At 70.3% G+C, this 19,295-nt stretch carries 20 protein-coding genes; 5 read left to right on the top strand and 15 right to left on the bottom strand.

Annotated features, from left to right (window positions below; all coding sequences use genetic code 11):
- The first annotated feature begins 88 nt into the window (after positions 1–88).
- Both ACWEMY_RS08305 and ACWEMY_RS08300 read left to right on the top strand, forming a co-directional pair.
- Positions 89–940: a LuxR C-terminal-related transcriptional regulator gene (locus ACWEMY_RS08305; RefSeq protein ID WP_452389425.1), complete on the top strand. Its 852-nt coding sequence runs from the start codon at positions 89–91 to the stop codon at positions 938–940.
- A 374-nt stretch (positions 941–1,314) separates the two neighbouring features.
- Positions 1,315–1,683, top strand: a complete 369-nt coding sequence (locus ACWEMY_RS08300) for a VOC family protein (RefSeq protein WP_375929255.1) — start codon at positions 1,315–1,317, stop codon at positions 1,681–1,683.
- A 7-nt stretch (positions 1,684–1,690) separates the two neighbouring features.
- On the opposite strand, the gene trmD is transcribed toward ACWEMY_RS08300, so the two are convergent.
- The 7 genes from trmD to ACWEMY_RS08265 all read right to left on the bottom strand — a co-directional run bounded on the left by trmD (position 1,691) and on the right by ACWEMY_RS08265 (position 6,716).
- Positions 1,691–2,374 (bottom strand): tRNA (guanosine(37)-N1)-methyltransferase TrmD, encoded by a 684-nt coding sequence (trmD, locus tag ACWEMY_RS08295; protein ID WP_375929256.1) that lies wholly within the window; start codon positions 2,372–2,374, stop codon positions 1,691–1,693.
- 3 nt (positions 2,375–2,377) lie between these two features.
- Positions 2,378–2,902: a ribosome maturation factor RimM gene (rimM, locus tag ACWEMY_RS08290; protein ID WP_452389424.1), complete on the bottom strand. Its 525-nt coding sequence runs from the start codon at positions 2,900–2,902 to the stop codon at positions 2,378–2,380.
- The gene (locus ACWEMY_RS08285) at positions 2,903–3,145 is read right to left on the bottom strand and encodes an RNA-binding protein (protein WP_019048210.1); all 243 of its coding nucleotides are present in this window, start codon (positions 3,143–3,145) and stop codon (positions 2,903–2,905) included.
- 83 nt (positions 3,146–3,228) lie between these two features.
- On the bottom strand, positions 3,229–3,666 hold the full coding sequence (rpsP, locus tag ACWEMY_RS08280; RefSeq protein WP_110035883.1) for a 30S ribosomal protein S16: 438 nt from the start codon (positions 3,664–3,666) through the stop codon (positions 3,229–3,231).
- 194 nt (positions 3,667–3,860) lie between these two features.
- Entirely contained in the window at positions 3,861–4,439 is a 579-nt protein-coding gene (locus ACWEMY_RS08275; RefSeq protein ID WP_452389423.1) for a Uma2 family endonuclease, read from the bottom strand.
- 202 nt (positions 4,440–4,641) lie between these two features.
- Entirely contained in the window at positions 4,642–5,736 is a 1,095-nt protein-coding gene (locus ACWEMY_RS08270) for an amidohydrolase family protein (protein WP_452389422.1), read from the bottom strand.
- A gap of 176 nt (positions 5,737–5,912) precedes the next feature.
- On the bottom strand, positions 5,913–6,716 hold the full coding sequence (locus ACWEMY_RS08265) for a nuclear transport factor 2 family protein (RefSeq protein WP_452389421.1): 804 nt from the start codon (positions 6,714–6,716) through the stop codon (positions 5,913–5,915).
- A gap of 114 nt (positions 6,717–6,830) precedes the next feature.
- Between ACWEMY_RS08265 and ACWEMY_RS08260 the strand changes: the two genes are divergently transcribed.
- On the top strand, positions 6,831–7,622 hold the full coding sequence (locus ACWEMY_RS08260) for a 3-oxo-5-alpha-steroid 4-dehydrogenase (RefSeq protein ID WP_452389420.1): 792 nt from the start codon (positions 6,831–6,833) through the stop codon (positions 7,620–7,622).
- A gap of 54 nt (positions 7,623–7,676) precedes the next feature.
- Here ACWEMY_RS08260 and ffh read toward each other — a convergent pair whose 3' ends face one another.
- The 6 genes from ffh to ftsY all read right to left on the bottom strand — a co-directional run bounded on the left by ffh (position 7,677) and on the right by ftsY (position 15,793).
- Positions 7,677–9,239, bottom strand: coding sequence for a signal recognition particle protein (gene ffh, locus ACWEMY_RS08255; RefSeq protein ID WP_452389419.1), 1,563 nt, complete (start codon positions 9,237–9,239; stop codon positions 7,677–7,679).
- A gap of 55 nt (positions 9,240–9,294) precedes the next feature.
- On the bottom strand, positions 9,295–9,579 hold the full coding sequence (locus tag ACWEMY_RS08250; RefSeq protein WP_375929263.1) for a hypothetical protein: 285 nt from the start codon (positions 9,577–9,579) through the stop codon (positions 9,295–9,297).
- A 165-nt stretch (positions 9,580–9,744) separates the two neighbouring features.
- Positions 9,745–12,192 carry a [protein-PII] uridylyltransferase gene (locus ACWEMY_RS08245; RefSeq protein ID WP_452389418.1) on the bottom strand — a complete coding sequence of 816 codons (2,448 nt, stop codon included), beginning with the start codon at positions 12,190–12,192 and terminating at the stop codon, positions 9,745–9,747.
- Positions 12,193–12,276: 84 nt separating this feature from the next.
- Positions 12,277–12,615 carry a P-II family nitrogen regulator gene (locus ACWEMY_RS08240; protein WP_336081457.1) on the bottom strand — a complete coding sequence of 113 codons (339 nt, stop codon included), beginning with the start codon at positions 12,613–12,615 and terminating at the stop codon, positions 12,277–12,279.
- Positions 12,616–12,619: 4 nt separating this feature from the next.
- Entirely contained in the window at positions 12,620–13,924 is a 1,305-nt protein-coding gene (locus ACWEMY_RS08235) for an ammonium transporter (RefSeq protein ID WP_375935342.1), read from the bottom strand.
- Positions 13,925–14,239: 315 nt separating this feature from the next.
- Positions 14,240–15,793, bottom strand: coding sequence for a signal recognition particle-docking protein FtsY (gene ftsY, locus ACWEMY_RS08230; RefSeq protein WP_375929265.1), 1,554 nt, complete (start codon positions 15,791–15,793; stop codon positions 14,240–14,242).
- Positions 15,794–15,948: 155 nt separating this feature from the next.
- On the opposite strand from ftsY, the gene ACWEMY_RS08225 reads away from it, so the two are divergent.
- The gene (locus tag ACWEMY_RS08225; RefSeq protein WP_067448994.1) at positions 15,949–16,338 is read left to right on the top strand and encodes a DUF2237 family protein; all 390 of its coding nucleotides are present in this window, start codon (positions 15,949–15,951) and stop codon (positions 16,336–16,338) included.
- A gap of 22 nt (positions 16,339–16,360) precedes the next feature.
- Here ACWEMY_RS08225 and ACWEMY_RS08220 read toward each other — a convergent pair whose 3' ends face one another.
- Positions 16,361–17,113 carry an SbtR family transcriptional regulator gene (locus ACWEMY_RS08220; protein WP_452389417.1) on the bottom strand — a complete coding sequence of 251 codons (753 nt, stop codon included), beginning with the start codon at positions 17,111–17,113 and terminating at the stop codon, positions 16,361–16,363.
- Positions 17,114–17,226: 113 nt separating this feature from the next.
- Here ACWEMY_RS08220 and ACWEMY_RS08215 point away from each other — a divergent pair, with 113 nt between their 5' ends.
- Positions 17,227–18,135, top strand: coding sequence for an NmrA family NAD(P)-binding protein (locus ACWEMY_RS08215; protein WP_452389416.1), 909 nt, complete (start codon positions 17,227–17,229; stop codon positions 18,133–18,135).
- Between the two features lie 48 nt (positions 18,136–18,183).
- Here the strand turns inward: ACWEMY_RS08215 and ACWEMY_RS08210 are convergent.
- A partial coding sequence (locus ACWEMY_RS08210) for an AAA family ATPase (protein ID WP_452389415.1) occupies positions 18,184–19,295 on the bottom strand: 1,112 nt, incomplete at its 5' end.

Below are 19,295 nucleotides of genomic sequence, written 5' to 3'. Positions count from 1 at the left end.
TCCTCCAACGCCTGGGCCTGCTGCCAGGGTCTCCCCTAGAATGTGGCACAGCTCACGTACCCCACTACCCCCGAAAAGGGGTGACCCGATGAAGGCCACGTCCCTGCTGCGCCCCCGCGACGACGACGCTCTGCGCGCCGAGATCCGCTGGGTGGCGCACCGGGCCGATGTCCCCGTGGTGTTCGGCGGCCCGGTACACGACGACACCCTGCTGCTCACCGAGTTCGTCGGCACCCTGACCACCGGCATGCGCGGCCTGTCGGTGCTGCGGACCTCCGGGCTCGGCGGCCAGGCGATGGAGTACCGCAGGCCCGCCGCGGTCGCGGACTATCGCGGTGCGTCCACGATCACCCACCACTACGACGGTCCGGTGGTCGGCGAGGGGCTGCGGTCGGTGATGGCGGTGCCGATCGTGGTGGCCGACCGGACGCGGGCGGTGCTCTACGCGGCCACCCGCAGCGTGGGCCCGCTGGGCGACCGGACCGCCGACGTACTGGTCCAGGCGGGCAGGCGGCTGGCGAGCGAGATCGCGGTGCGCGACGAGGTCGACCGCCGGGTCCGGATGCTCGAGCTCGCCGCTCCCCCGCCCACCACCGGCGCGGCGGCCACCGAGGAATTGCGCGAGATCCACGCCGATCTGCGGGCTTTGGCGGCAGACGTCGGCGATGCCGCGCTGCGCGGCAGGCTGTCCGGGGTGTGCGACCGGCTGACCGGTGTCCTGGCCGGCGAACCCGGTGCTGCGGCGCCGCGGCTGTCGCGGCGGGAGCTGGACGTACTCGCGCAGGTCGCGCTCGGCTGCACGAATCAGGAAGTGGCACTGCGGTTGTCGCTGGGCGCGGAGACGGTCAAGAGCTACCTGCGGCAGGCGATGACCAAGCTCGACGCGGGTACCCGGCACGAGGCGGTCGCGCTGGCCCGGCGCCACGGCCTGCTGCCCTGAATCGCCTGTCCCCTTGACGTGTGGAATGCGTCACTCGACACGCCACGAACGGAACCTCTGATTCCGCTCGGCGGGCAACGGATCGAGTGACGCGGGTTGACCCCAGTGTCATGCGGAGTGCCGACCGGTCGGTCGCTTGCAATGTCGAATCCCGCAGCGGCACAACATCTGTCCTGCAGAGTTCGGCCGAGCGTCGCCCGGCGAAGCCGATCGGACCGAGCCACGCGCCCGCCACGAGCGCACGCCGACCCGTTCCGAATGGAATCAGAATGCCCCACCTTGGACGATCACACAACGAATGACCCTGATGGATACCCAAATGTCTTTAGCGCAAAACAATCTCGGACCGGTTCCGGCCCGGTAGCGTCGATCCGATGACGGAGCCTTTTCAATTGGCCGGCCTTTCCCTGGACTGTGACGACCCGGAGTCCCTCGCCCGCTTCTACCTCGGGCTGCTCGGTGGCCGGGTCCTGTGGAACGACGCGCACAGCGTCGGAATCCGGATCCCGTCAGGTCTGACGATCGCCGCGCAACGCGTGGAAGACTATGTCCCGCCGGTGTGGCCGGGCACCGCGGCCGTGCACCTGGACCTCGCCGCCGACGCCGATCTGGATCTGTGCGAACAGCACGCGCTGGCCATCGGCGCGAAACCCGCACCGGTGCAACCCGATCCACGATGGCGGGTACTACTCGACCCCGCCGGGCACCCGTTCTGTATCACGACCAGGGTCGTACCGACCTGAGTCGCGGCTACTGCTCGGGCAGGAGATCGGGCCTGCGTTCGCGGGTCCGCTCCAGTGACTGTTCGTGGCGCCAGGCGGCCACCTTCGCGTGGTCGCCGGAGAGCAGGATCGGCGGCACGTCCAGACCACGCCAGGACACCGGCCGGGTGTAGCTGGGGCCTTCCAGCAGGCCGTCGGAGAACGAATCCTCCTGGTGCGACTGCTGATTGCCGAGCACGCCGGGGATCAGGCGCACGACCGCCTCGGTCATCACCAAGACCGCGGCCTCGCCGCCGATGAGCACATAGTCGCCGATGCTCACCTCCTCGACGCGCACGCGGCGGGCGGCGTCGTCGAAGACGCGCTGGTCGATCCCCTCGTAGCGCCCGCAGGCGAAGACGAGGTGTTTCTCGGTGGACCAGCGGTGCGCGGTGGCCTGGGTGAACGGCCTGCCCGCCGGGGTGGGGACGACCAGCAGCGCGTCGTCGGGGCACACCTCGTCGAGCGCGGCGCCCCAGACGGTGGGCTTCATGACCATGCCCGGCCCGCCGCCGTAGGGGGAATCGTCGACGGACTTGTGCACGTCGTGGGTCCAGCGGCGCAGATCGTGCACACCCACCGAGAGCAGGCCCTTGTCGACGGCCTTGCCGAGCAGCGCGGTGCGCAGCGGCTCGAGATACTCCGGGAAGATCGTGACGACGTCGAGTTGCACGAATTACTCCGGATCGAGCAGGCCCTCGGGCGGGGTGATCACCACCAGACCGTCGGCGACCGAGACGGTCGGCACGATGGCGGTGACGAAGGGAATGAGGATCTCGCGGCCGTCGTCGGCGGCGCGCACCGACAACAGCTCGCCCGCGGCCGAGTGCAGCACCTCGGTGACCGTGCCGACGGCGGTGCCGTCGGCGAGCTCGACGCGCAGGCCCTCGAGCTCGTGGTCGTAGAAGGCGTCCTCGTCCTCGGACGGGGGCAGCGAATCGCTGTCGACGACGAACAGCAGGCCGCGCAGAGCGTCGGCGGCTGTGCGATCGGCGACGCCGTCGACGAAGACCAGAAGCCGGCCCGAGTGCTCTCGGGCCGACTTCACGGTGTATTCGCGGGTCGCCGCGGATTTCGGCATCCGGCCGCGCAGGGTGGCACCGGGAGCGAAGCGGAGCTCCGGCTCATCGGTGCGCACCTCGACGACGAGTTCGCCGCGCACACCGTGCGACTTGGCGACCCGGCCTACGACGAGTTCCATCTAGGCGTCGGTGTCGACCACGTCGACCCGGATTCCCCGGCCGCCGATACCGGCGACGAGGGTGCGCAGCGCGGTCGCGGTACGTCCACCGCGCCCGATCACCTTGCCCAGGTCCTCGGGGTGGACGTGCACCTCGACGGTGCGTCCGCGGCGGCCGGTGATCAGCTCGACGCGGACGTCATCCGGGTTGGCGACGATGCCGCGAACCAGATGTTCGACGGCATCGGCAACAACGGCGGTCATGCCTCCGCCTCGCTGGCGCTCGGCTCCGGCATGCCCGCCGAGGGCGCTGTGCCCATGGTTCGCTCGCTGCGCTCGCTCACGAGTTACTCGGCAGCCTCGGCGGCGGGGGCCTCGGCGGCCTCCTCGTCCTTCTTGGCGGCCTTCTTCTTCGGGGTGACGGCCTCGGCGACGGGCTCGTTGTCGGCGGCGGCCAGCGCGGCGTTGAACAGGTCCAGCTTGGACGGCTTGGCGGCCTTCACCTTGAGGGTGCCCTCGGTGCCCGGCAGGCCCTTGAACTTCTGCCAGTCGCCGGTGATCTCCAGCAGACGCTGCACCGACTCGGTCGGCTGCGCGCCGACGGACAGCCAGTACGCCACGCGATCGGCGTCGATCTCGATCAGCGAAGGCTCTTCCTTCGGGTGGTACTTGCCGATGGACTCGATGGCCCGGCCGTCACGACGGGTGCGGGCGTCAGCGACAACCACGCGGTACTGCGGGTTGCGGATCTTGCCCAGGCGGGTGAGCTTGATGCGAACAGCCATGCTGATCTGCCTCTTTCAGTAGTTTGGTCACCACGCGATTCGGCGACCCACATGGTCTGCGGGTCCGGTTTCGCGCATGAAGTGCGTGACCGCCGCGCGGTACGTGACCGGAGACGGGCTGACACTGTCCAGGAAGGACGGTTGCCCATTGTGCCAGACCGGGTCGTCCCGCCCGAAATCGCCTCCGCGCTCGTTCAGCGCAACTGCGAAGTATCGACGACCACCGGCACCGGACCAGGCGCCTTCACCGTTTCCCCGCTGTCGGCGAAGACCTCTTGCCGGTAGCCGGTCTCTCCCAGCGTGTAACCCCAGAATCGAGCCGGTTTCCCCATCGGCAACTCCACGATCCAGAGATTCTGGATCCTCGCCGAAGCGTAGGCCGCAACCTTGGTGTCCCGCTCTTCACTCGAGTTACCGGGCGACCAGACCTCGACGGCGAGCAGAACGTCCTCGGCGGCGAAGTTCACATGGCTGATAGCCCCGGCCACCACGGAGATGTCGGGAATCACACCGGTGCGCAGCGGCGTGCTGATACGGACTCCCACGGCGGGAAGAACGTGGAGGTCGCGCCGTTCCGCGGCCCGCAGCGCGTCTCGCAACATCACGGCCAATTCGAATGACGCGTACTGATGCGAACCACCGGGCGGCGGCGTCATGTGCAGGTACCCCCAGATGAGTTCGAGTCGCGATCCATCAGCCGGCTGCTCTTCGGCGAGCCAGTCTTCCACAGTCTTCGGGCCCAACGGGTGGATCATCGAAACCTCGGCGCTCATCGTCATCTCCGCCGATCTCCCCTGGTCGTACCGACATATGGACAACTCGGACCGGACTGATACTCAGCCGCAAAACTACCGATTCAACCTCGATCGCATGTTTGCACATGTTTGCAGCGTGTGGACCACTCTACAGACTTGCGCTCCCGCGACCTGGGAGAACGCCGCGACACAACCGGCTCACCGGAGCAGCGACCGGGGCTCAGCGGTGGCCGGTGACAGGGTTGGGGGTTTTGACGACCATTCCGCGCAGGACGACCCATTGCGGGTCGGTCAGCGACTGCGGATCGGTGCGGGGGTCTTCGGTGTAGACGACGAAGTCGGCGGGGGCGCCTTCCTCGATGCTCGGGCGGCCGAGCCAGGTGCGGGCGGTCCAGGAGGCGGCGCCGAGGGCGTCGTGGGGGGACAGGCCGGCGCCGGTGAGGGCGGTGATCTCGTCGGCGATGCGGCCGTGGCGGATGGAACCGCCCGCGTCGGTGCCCGCGTAGATGGGGACGCCCGCCTCGTGGGCTCGGCCGACGGTGTCGCGGACGCGGCGGTGCAGGTCGCGCATGTGGGCGGCGTAGACGGGGAATTTGGTGGCGCTGTCGGCGATGCCGGGGAAGGTGTCGATATTGATGAGGGTGGGGACCAGGGCGGTGCCGTGGGCGACCATGGCGGCGATGGTGTCGTCGGTGAGGCCGGTGCCGTGTTCGAGGCAGTCGATACCGGCGTCGATCAGGCCGGGCAGGGCGTCCTCGCCGAAGACGTGGGCGGTGACGCGGGCGCCGTTGGCGTGGGCGGCGTCGATGGCCTGTTTCAGGATGTCGTCGCTCCACAGCGGGCGCAGGTCGCCGACGGAGCGGTCGATCCAGTCGCCGACGATCTTGACCCAGCCGTCGCCGAAGCGGGCCTGCTCGGCGACGATCTCGGGCAGGTCGCGTTCGTCGTCGAGTTCGATGCCCAGTTCGCGGATGTAGCGCTTGGGGCGGGCGATGTGGCGGCCCGCGCGGATGATGCGCGGGAGTTCGGCGTGCTCGTCGATGAAGCGGGTGTCGATGGGTGAGCCCGCGTCACGCAGCAGCAGCGCGCCCGCGTCGCGTTCGGTCTCGGCCTGCTCGATCGCGCCTTCGCGGGTCTCGTCGCCGCCGCCGTAGCGGATGCCGACGTGGCAGTGCGCGTCGACCAGGCCCGGCACGATCCAGCCCGCGCCGCACAGGGTTTCGGCGCCGCGCACCGGCTCGAAGGTGACGGTTCCGTCGACGACCCAGAGATCGCGCTGCTCGTCACCGGGCAGAACCACACCACGCAGATGCACACGAACCTCCAGGGGTCGGCCTCGACACCGAAACTACCGCCCCGGATCCTCCGACGCACCCACGTACCGGGACCGGATATCGCACGAACCGCCGACGCCGGGACCGAACGGGGCTGTCGTGCGAACCGCCGACACACCCACTCACCAGAGCCGGAACCCGACGACCCGTCGCGGGATCAGCCGTCGAGGAAGACGGTCACCGCCGCGATGCGCGAGGAACCCGGCGCGAAGTCGACGAAGGCCACGCCGTGCGCATCCCCGACCCGCACGCTCGCGCTGACCGTGCGCCCGGCGGCGATCATCTTGGACCACTGGAGCTCTCGCGCCCGCTCGGCGAATTCCGCCACCGTGACCGGGATGCCCGCGGGGAACCGGATCTCGGTGCGCGCGTCGAGCAGCGTGTGCACCCGGGCGGTGTCCCCGGCGGCCACGGCGGTGAACAACCGGCGGACCAGGCGTTTGCCGTGCCCGCCGACACCGCGCAGCGCACGCATCATGCCGACGGCGCCACCCAGGCCCAGCTCACCGACGAGTTGCGGCCCGAGCTTGGCCCCGGCGAGCACGCCCGAGGTTCCCGTACCGAGCAGGCGGGCGATCATCGGCGCCAGTTCCCAGTGCGCGGCGAGGCGGGCGATGCGCCAGCCGTCGGGTGTCTCGACCAGGTCGTAGCGCAGGTGCATGGGCACGACGACGGTGGCGCCGGTCGACATGGTGGTCTCGATGTGCAGGTCACGGACCACCGAATGTCCCGCGACCAGGTCACGGTCGACCCGGAAGACGATCCCGTTGGGCCCGATGAACGTGTTGTAGAAGCGCGAGATGGCCTCGGCCCCGATGTGCGGGCGCGAGCCGACCGGATCGTTGACCTCGGCGCCCTCGGCGAACAGGGCCACCCAGGCCGCCTTGTCGTGGGCTCCGACGGCCCGCGGGGAGGCGTGCACCGTCGCCAGCAGGTTCTCGGAAATCCGGTCCAGCGGCATGTTTCGTCGTCCTCACCTCGTCGTGTCCTCGCGCGATCCATGATAGAACGTGTTCTAGTTTTTGTGTCGGCGATCGTGTACTCCCACGACGCCCTGTTCAAACGGAGAATCTCGATGGAGTGGTACACCGGGAACACCACCTACGACACCGTGCTCACCATCGGCTTCGCCTTCGCGGCCTTCGTGATGGTCGGCGGGCTGTTCGCGCAGAGCCCCTACGGGCGCTTCACCTCCACCAAGGTGGGTTTCAATCTCAATCCGAAGCTGGGCTGGTGGCTGATGGAACTACCGGCCACCGTGGTGTTCGCGGTGTTCTTCCTGACCGGTCCCGACCCGTTCTCGCCGACGCCGCTGGTGCTGGCCGCGATCTGGCTGGTGCACTACGGCAACCGGGGCTGGTTCTTCCCGCTCTCGATCCGGCAGGTACCGGGCAAGACCAGCAGTTTCAATATCGGTGTCGTGGCCGCCGGGGTGTTCGTCACCGCGCTGCACGGCTATCTCAACGGCGCGATGTTCAGCCACGACTACCTGGACCAGTACAGCACCGCGTGGCTCACCGACCCGCGCTTCCTGGTGGGCCTGGCCGTGTACCTGTGCGGTTTCGCGCTGCTGGTGCGCTCGGAGGCGATCGTGCGCAACCTGCGCGACAAGGACAACCCCGGCGCCACCGAATACCGCATCCCGCACGGCGGCGGCTTCCGGTTCGTCAGCAGCCCCGCCTACCTGGGCGAACTCATCGCCTGGACCGGTTTCGCCCTGCTCACCTGGTCGCTCGCGGGCGTGGTCATCCTGCTGATCACGGCGGGCAACCTGGTGCCGCGCGCCTTCGCCACCCACCGCTGGTACAAGGAGAAGTTCGCCGACTACCCGATGAACCGCAAAGCACTGATCCCCGGCGTGATCTGAGCCGAACACCGCGGCCGGTGATCCGTGTCGGATCACCGGCCGCGGGTGCGGGCACTAATTCTTGGGGAACTTGAGCTGGGAGAGGTCGATGCCCTCCAGGCCCGGGGGGAGCTGGTCGAGGCCGGGCGGCATCTGCGACAGGTCCATGCCCGGAGGCAGGCCGGGCATCCCGGCGGGCATGCCGGGGAAACCGCCGCGCATCTTCGGCGGGGTCGGGCCGCGGCCACCCTTCTTGCCCTTCTTGCCCTTCTTGTTGTTGCCGCGGCGCGCGCCGGGCAGGCCCATCTGACGGCCCATCATGGCCATCATCTTCTTGGCCTCGAAGAAGCGGTCGACGAGCTGGTTGACCTCGGAGACCTGCACGCCCGAGCCGTTGGCGATGCGCAGGCGGCGGGAGGCGTTGATGATCTTGGGGTTGTCGCGCTCGGCGGGGGTCATGCCGCGGATGATGGCCTGCACGCGGTCGAGCTGCTTGTCGTCGACGGCGGCCAGCGCGTCCTTCATCTGACCCGCACCCGGCAGCATGCCGAGCAGGTTGCCGATCGGGCCCATCTTGCGGATGGCCAGCATCTGGTCGAGGAAGTCCTCGAGGGTGAGCTCGCCGCTGCCGATCTTGCGGGCGGTCTCCTCGGCCTGCTGGGCGTCGTAGACCTGTTCGGCCTGCTCGATGAGGGTGAGCACGTCGCCCATGCCGAGGATGCGCGAGGCCATCCGGTCGGGATGGAAGACGTCGAAGTCCTCGAGCTTCTCGCCGGTGGAGGCGAACATGATGGGCGAGCCGGTGACATTGCGCACCGACAGCGCGGCACCACCGCGGGCGTCACCGTCGAGCTTGGTGAGCACGACACCGGTGAAGCCGACACCGTCGCGGAACGCCTCGGCGGTGCTGACGGCGTCCTGGCCGATCATCGCGTCCAGGACGAACAGGGTCTCGTCGGGCTGCACGGCGTCGCGGATGCCCGCGGCCTGGCTCATCAGCTCGGCGTCGATACCGAGGCGGCCCGCGGTGTCGACGATGACCACGTCGTACTGCTTGGCCCTGGCCTCGGCGATACCGGCGCGGGCCACCTCGACCGGGTCGGCCGCGGAGATGCCGAGCGGGTTCTCGCCACCGCCGACGGAGGTGCCGGGGTGCGGGGCGAACACGGGCACGCCCGCGCGCTCACCGACGACCTGCAGCTGGGTGACGGCACCGGGGCGCTGGAGGTCACAGGCGACCAGGATGGGCTGATGCCCCTGGCCCTTGAGCCATTTGGCGAGCTTGCCCGCGAGGGTGGTCTTACCGGCACCCTGCAGACCGGCCAGCATGATCACGGTGGGCGGGTTCTTGGCCAGCGTGAGCCTGCGGGTCTCGCCGCCGAGGATGCCGACGAGTTCCTCGTTGACGATCTTGACGACCTGCTGCGCCGGGTTGAGCGCGGCGGAGACCTCCGCGCCCTTGGCCCGCTCCTTGATCTTGGCGATGAAGCCGCGCACCACGGGCAGCGCCACGTCGGCCTCGAGCAGGGCGAGGCGGATCTCGCGCGCGGTGGCGTCGATGTCGGCCGGTGACAGCCGCCCCTTACCGCGCAGATCCTGCAGTGCACCGGTAAGCCGGTCGGACAGGGATTCGAACACCGATCGCGCTCCTGATCTGAAAGGGACGTGTATTGCCCTCCCAGGGTAATGGGTGTTATTCCCGGTGGCGCACGTGCGGTGGCGCGGTGCGGCGCAATTCGTGATTCTCGATGTTCACCAGGTACACCGCCTCGCGGCCGGTGAGGCCGAGTTCGCGCGAGAGCGACTCGATCCGGTTCCATTCGGAATCGGGACTGTCGACGTGGTGCGCGGTGGTCGAGGCGATGGTCATCGCGGCCAGCGCCTGGGCACCGGTGAGGGTGCGTCCCGGGAGCCACGAAACCACCCACAGGTCACCGCCGACGCAGCGCGCGATGTGCGCGGTCGCGTCGCTGGTCATCATTGATGCGGAAACGACTTCGATAGCCACGGATCTGCTCTCCCCTCGAACGAGTGACAGCCAGACCCGAGGAATGCTATAGGTCATATCTCGACTTATCGGGCAGCGCGCGGGGATTGCGGGCAACCTGATAGCAATCGGTGAGTAAACCGTGTCCTGACAGTGTCAGGCGCCGTCGTCGGTGGCTTCCGGGGGCGGGGGCGGCGCGGGGTGCGGAACCACTTCCAGCACAGCCTTTTCGATGCCGGCGCGTAGCTGTGGGGTGTCGGCGGCGCCGAGTTCGAGGCAGAACGCGTCGACCACCGCCGAGCCCATCGTCACGGCCTTGGCCCAGCGCACATCGGCGCCCGCCGCGGCGAAGGCACCGGCGAGTCTGCTGAGCAGGCCGATCCGGTCCTCGGCACGCAGTTCCAGGATCACCTGGCCCGGGGTGCTGGTCGCCGACCAGAGCACGCGCGGCTGGGCGAGCGCGTAGCGGCCGGGTCCGGTGCCCTCGGCCTCGGCCTCGCGTTTGGCCAGCACCTCGGGCAGGTTCAGCGCACCGCTGGTGGCCTTGATGAGTTCCTGGCGCAGCAGGCCCGCGTCGGGTGGGTCACCGAATTTCGGGGTCACCACGAAGGTGTTGACCGCCGAGTCCCCGGCCGAGCCCAGCGCGGCCGAGAGCACCCGCAGCGAGTGCAGGGCGAGCACGCCCGCCGCGTCGGACAGCAGCCCGGCGCGGTCGGGGGCGATCACGGTGACGACGTGGGTGTGCTTGCCGTCGCCGGGGACGAGGGTGACGTGCACTCCCCCGCCGCGCGCCCGCTCGAGCAGGTCCGGGTCGATCGGTTCCGGTTGCGGCAGTGGCTCGCCCGCCATCACCAGCTTGCAGCGGCGGACCAGTTCGCCGATCAGCGAGGCCTTCCAGTCGCCCCACACGCCGGGACCGGTGGCCAGGGAATCGGCTTCGGCGAGGGCGTGCAGCAGTTCCAGCAGGCCGACGTCGCCGTCGAGTGCCTCGGCCACGTGCCGCACCGTCGCCGGGTCGTCGAGATCGCGGCGGGTGGCGGTGTCGGGCAGCAGCAGGTGGTAGTGCACGATCGCGCTGAGCGTGCGGATGTCGGACGGCCACAGGCCGAGCCTGCGCCCGATATGGGTGGCCAGTTCGGCGCCGACGACGCTGTGGTCGCCCGTGCGGCCCTTGCCGATGTCGTGCAGCAGGGCGCCCAGGGTGAGCAGGTCGGGCCGGGCGACCCGGGTGCTGAATCCGCCGGCGTAGGCGACGGTTTCCATCAGGTGCCGGTCGACGGTCCAGGTGTGCAGGGCGTCGCGCGGGGGCAGATCGCGCACCGCGCCCCATTCCGGGAACAGCCTGCCCCACAGGCCCGTCCGGTCCAGCGCCTCGACCGCGTCGATGCTGCCGCGTCCGGCGCCCAGCAGCACGAGCAGGTCGTTGAGCGCGTCCTTGGGCCACGGTTCGCGCAGCTCGGGGGCGTCCTCGGACAGGCGGTTGAGCGTGGTCGCCGACATCGGCAGCCCGGTGCGCGCCGAGGCCGCGGCCACCCGCAGGATCAGGCCGGGATCGCGCTGGGGCCGCGCGTCCCTGGCCAGCACCACCTCGCCGGCGTGCTCGACCACCCCCTCATCGAGTGGTCGGCGCACCGGCATGCGGCGCAGGCGGGCCAGGCCGCGGCGGGGCAGCGCGTTGGCGGCGGTGCGCAGCCCGACCTCCGACGAGTAGCTCACCGTGCGGGCCGCGTCGCTGAGCATCCTGGCCAGATCGAAGCGGTCGCCGATGCGCAGCGCGGCCCCGATCTCGTCGGCGTCCTGGGCCCGCAACTGGTCGCGGGCCCGGCCCGCCACGCGGTGCAGTTCGGTCCGCACGTCGAGCAGTCTGCGATGGGCCTGTGCGAGGCCGCCGCCGGGCACTTCCGGACCCAGGCCCGGCATGGCGTCGGTGAGCTGGGCGATCGACAGCGCGTCGAGCAGCTGGATGTCGCGCAGGCCGCCGCGGCCGTTCTTCAGGTCGGGTTCGGCGCGGTGGGCGATCTCGCCGCTGCGCTGCCAGCGGGCGGTGGTCTGGGCGATCAGCGCGTCGAAGCGGGAGCGGATGCCGGTGCGCCATTCCCGGCGCACCCCGCCGATGAGCAGATTGCTCAGGTCCTCGTCGCCGACGATGTGACGGGCCTCGAGCATGCCCAGCGCGGCGATGGTGTCGTCGGCGGCCACCCGCAGCGCCTGCGGGACCGTGCGCACGCTGTGGTCGAGCTTGATGTGGGCGTCCCAGAGCGGGTACCAGAGCTGGTCGGCGACCTCGGCGACCACCTTCGGGTCGACGTCGTCGTGCAGCAGCACCAGATCCAGATCCGAGTAGGGCAGCATCTCACGCCTGCCCAGCCCGCCCACCGCGACCACGGCCAGGCCGCTGTCGGCGGTGATGCCCAGCTCGCTGCCCTTGCTGGTGAGCCAGAATTCGAACAGGTCGACCAGCGCCGCCCGCAACGCCTCCGGATCCAGGCGCGGATTGCGCGTGCCCGCTCCCTCGAGCAGCGCAGCCCTGGCCTTGACCAGGTCGGCCGCGCCGTTGTGCTGAATACCGCCGTTCTGTGCTGCCACTGCCCCACCGCCATTCATGCGGGCGGCCCCGCCCCGACCGGTGTACCGGTGGGAGCGGGGCCGCCGCTCGATCGTTGCGCCGCCGGTCGCTCCGGCGCCGGATTACAGCGCGTCGGTACCGCGTTCGCCGGTACGGACCCGGATGATCGTGTCGACCGGGGTGACCCAGACCTTGCCGTCACCGATCTTGCCGGTGCGCGAGGCCTCCACGATCACCTCGACGACCTTCTCCACCGAGGCGTCGTCGACGACGATCTCGACGCGGACCTTGGGGACGAAGTCCACCGAGTACTCCGCACCGCGGTAGACCTCGGTGTGGCCCTTCTGCCTGCCGTAACCCTGGACCTCGCTGACGGTCATGCCGAACACGCCCGCCTGCTCGAGTCCGGTCTTGACGTCCTCCAGGGTGAACGGTTTGACGATAGCGGTAATGAGTTTCATTACGTCATGCCTCCTTGACGGCAGTCCGTGCCGTGCCACTCACAGCAGCGAAATCGTAGGCCGTTTCCGCGTGCTCGGACTCGTCCATTCCCGCAGATTCTTCCTCGGCGCTCGCACGCAGGCCGATGGTGGCCTTCAGGACCAGGGCGATCACCGTCGCGACGACCAGCGAGTACGCCAGCACCGCGAAGGCACCCGCGGCCTGGCGCCACAGCACGTCGAAGCCGCCGCCGTAGAACAGGCCGTCGGCACCGGTCGGAGCCTCGGCGGTACCGACCAGACCGATGAGAACGGTACCGATGACACCACCGACGAGGTGGATACCGACCACGTCGAGCGAGTCGTCGTAGCCGAACTTGAACTTCAGGCCGACCGCCAGGGCACAGGCCGCACCGGCGACCGCGCCGATGGCCAGGGCGCCGAGCACGTTGACCGAGGCACAGGCCGGGGTGATGGCGACCAGACCGGCCACGATGCCCGAGGCCGCGCCCAGCGAGGTGGGGTGACCGTCACGGAACTTCTCCACCAGCAGCCAGGCGAGCATGGCCGCGGCGGTGGCGACGAGGGTGGTGACGAAGGCGGCCGCGGCGGTGCCGTTGGCACCCAGCGCCGAACCGGCGTTGAATCCGAACCACCCGAACCACAGCAGGCCGGCACCCAGCATGACGAACGGGAGGTTGTGCGGACGGAACGGCGACTTCGGCCAGCCCTTGCGCTTGCCCAGGACCAGCGCCAGCGCCAGCGCGGCGGCACCGGAATTGATGTGGACGGCGGTGCCACCGGCGAAGTCGATCGCCTTGACCTTCTCCATGATCCAGCCGCCACCCCAGACCCAGTGCGCGACGGGGAAGTAGACGACCGTGGCCCAGACCGCGGAGAAGACCAGCCAGGCGCTGAACTTCATCCGGTCGGCGACCGCACCCGAGATGAGGGCGACGGTGATGATCGCGAACATCGCCTGGAAGGCGACGAAGACGAGCACCGGGATCGTGCCGGTCAGCGGCACGCCGGCGGAGTCCTCGCCGAAGCCGGTGAACAGGGTGCGCAGGCCGAAGAACTCGACCGGGTCGCCGATCAGGCTGGCCTTGTCGGTGCCGAAGGCCACCGAGTAGCCGTACAGCGCCCAGAGCACACCGATCACGCCCATGGCGCTGATGCTCATCATGATCATGTTCAAGACGTTCTTGCTACGGACCATGCCGCCGTAGAAGAACGCCAGTCCGGGTGTCATCAGCAGCACGAGAGCCGCGCTGGTCAGAACCCAGGCCGTGTCACCTGTGTCGGGTGCACCGATCTCGGCGCCCGCCAGGAGTACGGGATTCACCACCTTTTGTCCTCCTCATCTCGAGCCCCGCCGAGTACGACGAAGGCCTGCCAAGAAGGGTCCTCATCCGGTGTTTCATCCGGTGAGCTGTGGTGTTTCACCTGCGTGAACGGATAGCCGAGTTGTGTTGCTTCCAGGTTTCGTGGGGTTGGCCACACCTGGGCACCTCACGGTGAGGAGGGCGCCGATGTGCGGTTCGCCACGTGTTCGCAGCAGGCCGCGGCGGCGCTGTTCGCCCTGGACACGCCGCTGCCCGCCGGGTCGCGGGGACCGGGCGGGCAGCGGGTGGCGACGGTGCGGTCAGGAATTGCCGCCGAGCAGCGCGTCGACGAAGGCGCCGGGCTCGAACGGGGCCAGGTCGTCGGCGCCCTCGCCGAGACCGACCAGTTTCACCGGAACGCCCAGCTCGTGCTGGACCTGGAAGACGATGCCGCCCTTGGCGGTGCCGTCGAGCTTGGTGAGCACCACGCCGGTGATGTCGACGACATCGGCGAACACCCGCGCCTGCATCAGCCCGTTCTGGCCGACGGTGGAGTCCAGGACCAGCAGCACCTCGTCGACGGCGGCCTTCTTCTCCACCACCCGCTTGACCTTGCCCAGCTCGTCCATCAGGCCGGTCTTGGTGTGCAGGCGGCCCGCGGTGTCGATCAGGACGGCGTCGACGCCACGGTCGATACCCGCGGTGACCGCGTCGAAGGCGACGGCGGCCGGGTCGGCGGCCTCTTTACCGCGCACGGTCTCGGCGCCGACGCGTTCGCCCCACGTCTGCAGCTGGTCGGCGGCGGCGGCGCGGAAGGTGTCGGCGGCGCCGAGCAGCACCCGGCGGCCGTCGGCGACGAGCACGCGGGCCAGCTTGCCGGTGGTGGTGGTCTTGCCGGTGCCGTTGACACCGACCACCAGCAGGATCGCCGGATGTTCGGCGTGCGGGAGGGCGTGGATGGAGCGGTCCAGGTCCGGGCGCAGGGCCTCGATCAGTACGTCACGCAGGGCGGTCCTGGCCTGTTCGGGGGTGCGTACGCTGCGCGCGGCCATCTCCTCGCGCAGGCGGGCGACGATCTTGCCCGTGCTGGCGGTGCCGATATCGGCCAGCACCAGGGTGTCCTCGATCTCCTCCCAGGAGTCCTCGTCGAGGTCACCGCCGCCGAGCAGGCCCAGCAGGCTCTTGCCGACGGCGTTCTGCGAGCGCGACAGGCGCCCGCGCAGGCGGACGAGGCGACCGGAGGTGGGGTCGATCTCCTCGATCGCGGCGGCGACGGCGTCGGTTTCGGCCGGAGGTTCGGGGGTGACGGGCTGGGCCGGAGCGGTCTCGGTGGGGGCGATCTCCGCCGGAGCGGTGTCGGCCGGGGCGACGGTGCCGGTGGGGGCCGTGTCGGTCGGCGCGGTGTCGGTGGGGGTGGTGTCGGCGGGCGCGGTGTCGGTCGCGGACGGCGCGGTGTCGGTCGGCGCGGTCGGCGGGGCTTCGGTGGTGGGGGTGGTGTCGAGGCTGCTCAGGTCGTCGGGGACCACCACGGTCTCGGCATCGCGCACATCGGTCTCGGGCAGCGGCACATCGGTGATGCCGCGGCGCGGGGTGTCACGCGGGACGGCCGCGTCGTCGCCGATGTGCGGCTGGCCCTCGTCGTCGGTGCGCCCACCGGCCGGTTCGGGGCGCGGCAGGGTCGGGGCCGACCCGCCCTGACTGAAATTGAAGCCGCCCGCGGCGGTATAGCCGCCGGAACGGTCGGTCAGCTCCTTGTCCGGCTCGGGTGGGGCCAAGGAGATCTGGCGCCGCTTGTACAGGACGAAACCCGCGACGAGCGCCACCAACAGCACGGCGGCGATCGCGGCGATCAGGATCCACGCTTGCGAACTCACCCGGCCGAGTCTATTCGGGCAGCGTGTAGTGGCACGTCGGCGGCGTCGGCGGGGCAGGTCGGCGCGGCCTTTCGCGGCCTGTCGGCACGCCGGGCAAACACTACAGATTCGTTGTCCTGCGGAACTTCTGGCGCAATCCCCATAGGATCGGCGGCGTGACCGATCGAAACGTGCTTGGGGGGCCGCTGGAAGAGTGCGGCGCCGATCCTCTCACGGGCTTCTACCGCGACGGGTGCTGCAGCACCGGTCCGGAGGATCTCGGCAGCCACACCGTGTGCACCGTCGTGACGGCGGAATTCCTGGAGCATCAGGCGTCGATCGGCAACGATCTGAGCACGCCGCGCCCGGAGAACAACTTCCCCGGGCTGCAGCCGGGTGATCGCTGGTGTGTGGTTGCCGTGCGCTGGCTGCACGCCCACGAGGACGGTGTCGCCGCCCCCGTCGTGCTGGCCGCCACCCACGAGAACGCGCTGGAAGTGATCTCGGTGGACATCCTGCGCAAATACGCGGTCGATGTCCCCGACGATGTGAGCGATCTGCTGTAGCTCTTTCGGGTCCGGCCGGTCGTCAGGGGTGACGGCGGCGGTGGGCTTTCTGGCGGCAGGCCGGGGAACAGTAGCGGGCCGGGCGACCGGTACCGGATCGGTGGACGGTGGCGCCGCAGACCGGGCAGTGCACAGCGTCGGTTTCATCACGAACCGCTGTTTCGTCACGGGCGGTTCGTCCCGGTTCCGTGACATCCGGTGGTGTGGCGCGCAGAGCGTCGAGGATGAGCGCGGCGGCCGGGGCGAGGGTCGGGCTGCCGGCCCGATGTCGTTGGATCGCAACACATCCCGTGAACAGGTCGAGCACGTCGGTGACCGTCACGTCGAGGCGGACCGCGCCGTGGCGCTGGGCGGCGGCGAGCAGGGCGGCCAGCGCGCGATGGAAGCGTTCGCCCGCCTCGCGCAGCAGCGCGCGCGGCCAGCCGTCGTCGGATTGCACCAGATCGCACAGGTCGCGATTGGCCGGTGTCGTGAGGACGACGTGCCTGCACAATGTGAAGAACGCGATCCCGGGATCGGGTGCGGCCAGCTGTGCGGCGGCGAGCGCGGCCAGGCGGTCCACCCGCTGCTGCATCACCGCTTCCAGCAGGTCGGTCTTCGTCGGGAAGTGCCGGTGCACGGTGCCCGCGCCGACGCCCGCGCGCCGCGCCACCTCGGCCAGCGAGACCGCGGTACCCCGCTCCGCGAGCGCGTGCTGGGCGGCCGCGAGCACGAGCGCGCGATTGCGGCGCGCGTCCGCCCGGCCCGCCGGTCCGGCGGTGTCCTGGACCGTCATTTCGTTACGCCCTCTCCCCGATCGCCCTGGTCGCGAGGGCAGTGCCACCCGTACCGTCCGGAATACGGGTCAACCGACCCGATTCTAGCGACGACGAACGGAACCATTCCGACATGACCTCCGAACTCCCCGTCCTGGTCACCGGCGCGACCGGGCAGCAAGGCGGTGCGACCGCGCGCAGGCTGCTCGCCGACGGCCACCCGGTCCGCGCCCTGGTCCGCGACCGCGACTCCGCCGCCGCGCGTGCCCTGGCCGCCGCCGGGGCCGACCTCGCCGTCGGCACCTTCGAGGACGCCGCGGCCCTGCGTGCGGCCGTCACCGGCACCCGGGCCGTCTTCCTGGTCCCGGTCGCGACCTACGCGGCGCACGGCTGGGACATCACCGACGAGGCCCGGCACGGCATCGCCGTCGTCGAGGCCGCCGTGTCGGCCGGGGCCGGGCAGATCGTGTTCACCGGCGTCGCCTCGGCGGGCGACCCGGCGGCGTGGGGCATGCAGGGCAAGGTCCGCATCGAAGAGGCGGTCGCCGCCTCCGGCTTGCGCTACACCCTGCTGCGCCCGGTCCGCTTCATGGAGAACTACCTGCTGCGGGGCAGCCCGGTCGACGGCGTGCGGCCCGGCGGCGAGCACTACCACCTGTTCCCCGCCGACCGCCCGCTCCAGATGATCGCCGTCGACGACATCGCCGCCTTCGCCGCACTGGCCTTCGCCGACCCGGACGGCTGGCACGGCCGCGCGCTGGACCTGGCGGGTGAGGCGATCACCCCGGTGGCGGCGGCGGCCCTCATCGGCGCGGCCACCGGCCGTCCGGTCCACTACCGGGAGGCCACCGAGGCCGAGGCCGACGCGATCGGCCCACAGCTCGGCAATGTCTGGCGGCTGGCCCGGCAGACCGGCGGCTGGCACGCCGACATCCCCGCCGTGCGCGCGCTGTATCCGGGCCTGACCAGCCTGTCCGACTGGCTGGCCCGCGGCGGCGCCGAGGCGATCCGGCACCGGATCGACGCCGTGCCCGTGCACTGAACCGGGCAACTCGGCCGACGGATGACCCGGCGGTCCCGGGGGCGCCGGCTAGCTCGCCGGTGCCCCCACCGATTCCGCCTGCGCCGCCGGGGCCGTGTCGACCCGGTTGAGCCGCTGCGAGATGACCTGGGTGATGCCGTCGCCGCGCATGCTCACGCCGTAGAGCGCGTCGGCGATCTCCATGGTCGGCTTCTGGTGGGTGATCACGATCAGCTGGCTCTTCTCGCGCAGCTGCTCGAACAGGCCGATCAGGCGGCGCAGGTTGGTGTCGTCCAGGGCCGCCTCGACCTCGTCCATCACATAGAACGGGGACGGACGGGCCCGGAAGATCGCGACCAGCAGCGCCACCGCGGTCAGCGATTTCTCCCCGCCGGAAAGCAGCGAGAGCCGCTTGACCTTCTTGCCCGGCGGCCGCGCCTCGACCTCGATGCCGGTGGTGAGCATGTCGGAGGGGTCCGTCAGCACCAGCCTGCCCTCGCCGCCGGGGAACAGCTTGGCGAAGACGCCGACGAATTCGCGTTCCACATCGGCGTAGGCCTCGGTGAACACCTGCAGGATGCGCGCGTCGACCTCGGCGACCACGTCGAGCAGGTCCTTGCGCGCGTTCTTGACGTCCTCGAGCTGGGTGGCCAGGAAGTTGTAGCGCTCCTCGAGCGCAGCGAACTCCTCGAGGGCCAGCGGGTTCACCTTGCCGAGGGTGGTGAGGTCCTTCTCGGCGCGCTTGGCCCGGCGCTCCTGGGTGGCCCGGTCGTAGGGCATCGGCTGCGGTGCGCTGACCTGTTCGCCGCGTTCCTTCGCGTCCTCGTACTCCTGCAGCTCGAGCGCCGAAGGCGGCAGCGGAACGTCGGGGCCGTACTCGGCGACCAGGTCGGCCAGGGCGATGCCGAACTGTTCGGCGATGGTGGTCTCGAGCTGTTCGATCCGCAGGGCGGCCTGGGCCTTGGCGACCTCGTCGCGGTGCACCGCGTCGGTGAGCTGGGCGAGCTGGGTGGTGAGCACCCGCGCGCGTTCCTTCACCTGTTCGAGCGCGGCGGCGCACTCCCCGCGCCTGCGCACCAGTTCGTCGCGGCGCGCGGCCGCGGTGGCGACCACCTGCTCGAGTTCGTGGGCGATCTTCGCGCCGGACTCGGCGACCGCGGCCGCCACGGCGGCGGTCGCCG

It is taken from the genome of Nocardia sp. NPDC004415 (genome assembly GCF_053602435.1).
This window is presented reverse-complemented; position numbering and strand designations above follow the sequence as displayed.